The organism is Candidatus Eremiobacteraceae bacterium (assembly GCA_036511855.1).
Taxonomy (GTDB): Bacteria; Vulcanimicrobiota; Vulcanimicrobiia; order Eremiobacterales; family Eremiobacteraceae; genus JABCYQ01.
The window spans coordinates 1-3,780 of sequence record DATCBN010000092.1; the positions used below are offsets into that span (position 1 = coordinate 1).

Here is a 3,780-nt window from a genome sequence, read left to right on the forward strand (position 1 = left end):
CCGCCGCAATCGCGCGCGCGCCTCGTCTCGATCTTGGCCCCAGACGATGAGCTTTGCAAGCAGGGAGTCGTACTCTTGCGGTATCGACCAGCCCGAAAATGCGGCGGCGTCGACGCGCACGCCCGGACCGCCCGGTTCGACGTATCGCGTGAGCGTGCCGGCGCACGGACGGAAATCATTCGCGGGCGATTCGGCGTTGACGCGCACTTCGATCGCATGACCGCGCGGTGAGAGTTGCCCCTGCGAGATCCATAGTGGCTCGCCTGCCGCGACGCGGATCTGCGCTTTCACCAGATCGAAGCCGTACGTCATCTCCGTGATGGTGTGCTCGACTTGGATCCGCGTATTCATCTCAAGGAAATAGAAATCGTCGCCCTCCACCAGACATTCGATGGTGCCGGCGCTGTCGTAGCCGATGGCCTCGCACAATTTCACTGCCGCGGCGAGCAGGCGACCCCGGACCGTGGGGAAGATGCGCGCGGGCGTCTCCTCGACAAGCTTTTGGTGGCGTCGCTGCATCGAGCAATCACGCTCACCCAACTGGACCACGTGGCCGTGTTTGTCGCCGAGCACCTGCACTTCGACGTGCTTTGGACGTTCGAGATAGCGCTCCACGTAAAGCGTGTCGTCCTTGAAGTAGGCGGCCGCCTCTTTGGCGGCGACCGAAACGGCTGCGTCGACCTCGTCCGGCGAGTGCGCGACTTTCAATCCTTTGCCGCCGCCGCCCGCCGCCGCTTTGATCGCGATCGGGTATCCCACGTGTTCGGCCCAGTCGCGGACAGCGTCGGGTCCGGTGACGGGCTCGATGGTGCCGGGCACCACCGGAAGACCGGCGGCATGGGCAACGGCGCGCGCGGCGATCTTGTTGCCCATCCGGTCGATCGCGTCTGGCGAAGGTCCGATGAATGCAAGCCCGGCTTTTTCGCAACGGCGCGCGAAGCCGGCGTTTTCGGCAAGAAATCCATAGCCGGGATGGATGGCATCGCAGCCTGCGCGTGCGGCGGTTTCGAGAAGGACGTCGATGTCGAGGTACGACTGCGAAGCCGGAGCCGGGCCGATGCGATACGACTCGTCCGCGGCGGCGGCGTGAACAGCGTTCCGGTCGGCGTCTGAATAAACGGCGACCGACGGCACGCCGAGTTCCCGGCAAGCGCGGATCACCCGCAGCGCGATCTCTCCGCGATTGGCGATGAGGACCTTCTTAAACACGATCGTCGAGCGCCTCGCGCCTGGCTGCCGCAGCCCACTTCGAGCGGCCGCCGTCGTCAGACGGGCCAGAGTCGGGCATCCGATTCAGGATCGACTGAATCGCGTCGGCGATGGCGGTGGCTTCATCGGGCGTCGCACCCGCCGGCACCTGGATTGAAGCGGTCAAAGCGGGATATTTCCGTGGCGCCGCGCCGGCCGCGGGACCCGTTTGGTGCGTAGCATCTCGAGCGCGCCGATGAGCGTTGGGCGCGTGTCGGCCGGATCGATGACGTCGTCGAGGTATCCGCGTTCGGCCGCGATATACGGATTGGCGAACCGCTCGACGTACTCGTCGACGAGTTCGGTCGTGCGAATGGCGGGATCGATGGCCTTTGCGATCTCTTCGCGTGAGACGATCTTCACGGCCCCTTGTGGTCCCATGACCGCGATCTCGGCGGTGGGCCACGCGACGTTGAAGTCGGCGCGGATGTGCTTGCTGCACATGACGTCGTACGCGCCGCCGTAGGCCTTGCGCGTGATCACGGTAAGCTTGGGGACCGTGGCCTCGGCGAACGCATAGAGAAGTTTGGCGCCGTGCTTGATGATGCCGCCGAATTCCTGGGTGGTGCCGGGCAAGAATCCAGGCACGTCGACGAACACGACGAGCGGGATGTTGAAGGCGTCGCAAAAACGCACGAACCGCGCGCCCTTCACCGATGAATTGATGTCGAGCACACCGGCCAGCACTTTCGGCTGGTTCGCAACAACGCCGATGCTGCGGCCGCCGAGCCGCGCGAAACCCACGACGAGCGACGTGCCGAACAGCGCGTGCACTTCGAAGAATTCGCCGTCATCCACGACGCGATGGATGACCTCGATCATATCGTACGGCAGGTTCGGCGACGCCGGGATGAGATCGATCAACCCGGCGTCACGTCGCGATGGGTCGTCGTCGGCAGGGCCGCCCGGCGGGTCGTCGAGATTGTTCGCGGGCAGAAACGAAAGCAGATGCCGGACTTGCTCGAACGCGTCGTCTTCGTCGGCGCATAAGAATTGCGCCACGCCGCTTTTCGTGTTGTGCGTGGCGGCGCCGCCGAGTTCCTCGAACGTGACCTCTTCGCCGGTGACGGTCTTGATGATCTCGGGCCCGGTGATGAACATCTGCGAGATCTTGTCGACCATGAAGACGAAATCGGTGATCGCGGGGCTGTACACCGCACCGCCCGCACATGGTCCGGCGATGATCGAGATCTGAGGGATCACGCCCGATGCCTGCACGTTGCGCCAAAAAATCTCCGCGTAGCCGCCGAGACTCACAACGCCTTCTTGGATGCGTGCGCCGCCCGAATCGTTGATGCCGATCAGCGGGCAGCCGACTTTGAGCGCCGTGTCCATGATCTTGCAGATCTTCTCTGCGTACACTTCGCCGAGCGACCCACCCATGACGGTGAAATCTTGTGAGAAGAGAAAGACGCGCCGGCCATTGACGGTACCGTGTCCTGTGATCACGCCGTCGCCGACGAATTTCTTGTCGCTCAGCCCATACGCGCTCGATCGATGGACCGCAAACGCGTCGGTCTCGACGAAACTTCCCTGGTCCAGCAGCGCCTCGACGCGCTCGCGCGCCGTCAGCTTTCCACGCGCGTGCTGGCGCTCGATCGCTGCATCGCCGGCTGGCGCCGCCGCTTCAGCGCGCTTTTGGCGCAGAAGATCCATCTTAGCTTCATGGCTCATCCGGCCGGAGGTTCCTCGCCAGGGGCACTCCTACCCGCCGGGCGAATTGGCTCGCATGCCCAACGTCTTGCTCTTGCAATTCGATACCGATGACAATTGCGCCGAACGCCGCGTCTTCATCGAGGACACAGGCGCAACGCTTTTCGAAGACGAGCCCCGCTGGCCCACATTTTTCCGCACGCTTCTCACCGCGCGGCCCGACGCGATCGTCATCTCATGCGGCAAACTGCCCCAGCACGGCCGCGAAGCGGCACGCTACATAAACGACGGCTTCAACACGAGAGATATTCCCGTCATCATCACCGACGTCGCACCCACCGACATGGTCAAGACGAAAACGTCGGCGCCGAATTCCACCGTGGTGGATCGCGGCGGCCTGGCGAGAGCCCTGAGGGCGATCATCCGCCTATAAGCGGTATGCGAGGTTGCCACGAATGGCGATGCAACAGCGCGAGCGCCGTTTGCATTTGGCCGGCCCGCGTCTGTGAGATCACGTCGGGCGAAACGCCGCGACCTTCGAGCCGGCGGCCGTCGGGCCCGGACACATCTAAGGTGGCCACGCGCAGCAAGCCGCCGTCCGCAAGCGGCATCTCCACTTCAACGCCCATCACCTTACCCGCGGTGTGGGTGCCGACGATCGTCGCGCGGTGATAGTACTGCAATGCGCGCGCTAGCGTCTCGGCGCCGCTGGATGTGGCGCCGTCCACGAGGACGACGAGCGGTCCATGATAGCTGACCCCCGCGTCCGCGTCGGCCTTGAACTGACGCGCGGGGAAAACCAGCCACCGTCCGCGCGCACTTGATAGAAGCGTGCCGGCGGGCAGAAATGCGCCGGCCGTCGCATCGACCGAATCGACG

At 64.3% G+C, this 3,780-nt stretch carries 5 protein-coding genes; 1 reads left to right on the plus strand and 4 read right to left on the minus strand.

Features of this window, described 5'->3' with window-relative positions; genetic code table 11:
* The 3 genes from VII69_11645 to VII69_11655 form a co-directional block, all read right to left on the minus strand.
* A partial coding sequence (locus tag VII69_11645; protein ID HEY5095760.1) for a biotin carboxylase N-terminal domain-containing protein occupies positions 1–1,209 on the minus strand: 1,209 nt, incomplete at its 3' end.
* Positions 1,202–1,375, minus strand: coding sequence for a hypothetical protein (locus tag VII69_11650; GenBank protein HEY5095761.1), 174 nt, complete (start codon positions 1,373–1,375; stop codon positions 1,202–1,204). The genes VII69_11645 and VII69_11650, both read right to left, overlap by 8 nt.
* Complete coding sequence (locus VII69_11655) at positions 1,372–2,922, minus strand: acyl-CoA carboxylase subunit beta (protein HEY5095762.1); 1,551 nt, start codon at positions 2,920–2,922, stop codon at positions 1,372–1,374. Before VII69_11655 ends, VII69_11650 begins: the two co-directional genes overlap by 4 nt.
* Before the next feature lie 55 nt (positions 2,923–2,977).
* Here VII69_11655 and VII69_11660 point away from each other — a divergent pair, with 55 nt between their 5' ends.
* Positions 2,978–3,334 carry a hypothetical protein gene (locus VII69_11660; protein ID HEY5095763.1) on the plus strand — a complete coding sequence of 119 codons (357 nt, stop codon included), beginning with the start codon at positions 2,978–2,980 and terminating at the stop codon, positions 3,332–3,334.
* On the opposite strand, the gene VII69_11665 is transcribed toward VII69_11660, so the two are convergent.
* On the minus strand, positions 3,321–3,780 hold a 460-nt coding region (locus tag VII69_11665; protein HEY5095764.1), incomplete at its 5' end, for a S41 family peptidase. The genes VII69_11660 and VII69_11665 overlap by 14 nt on opposite strands.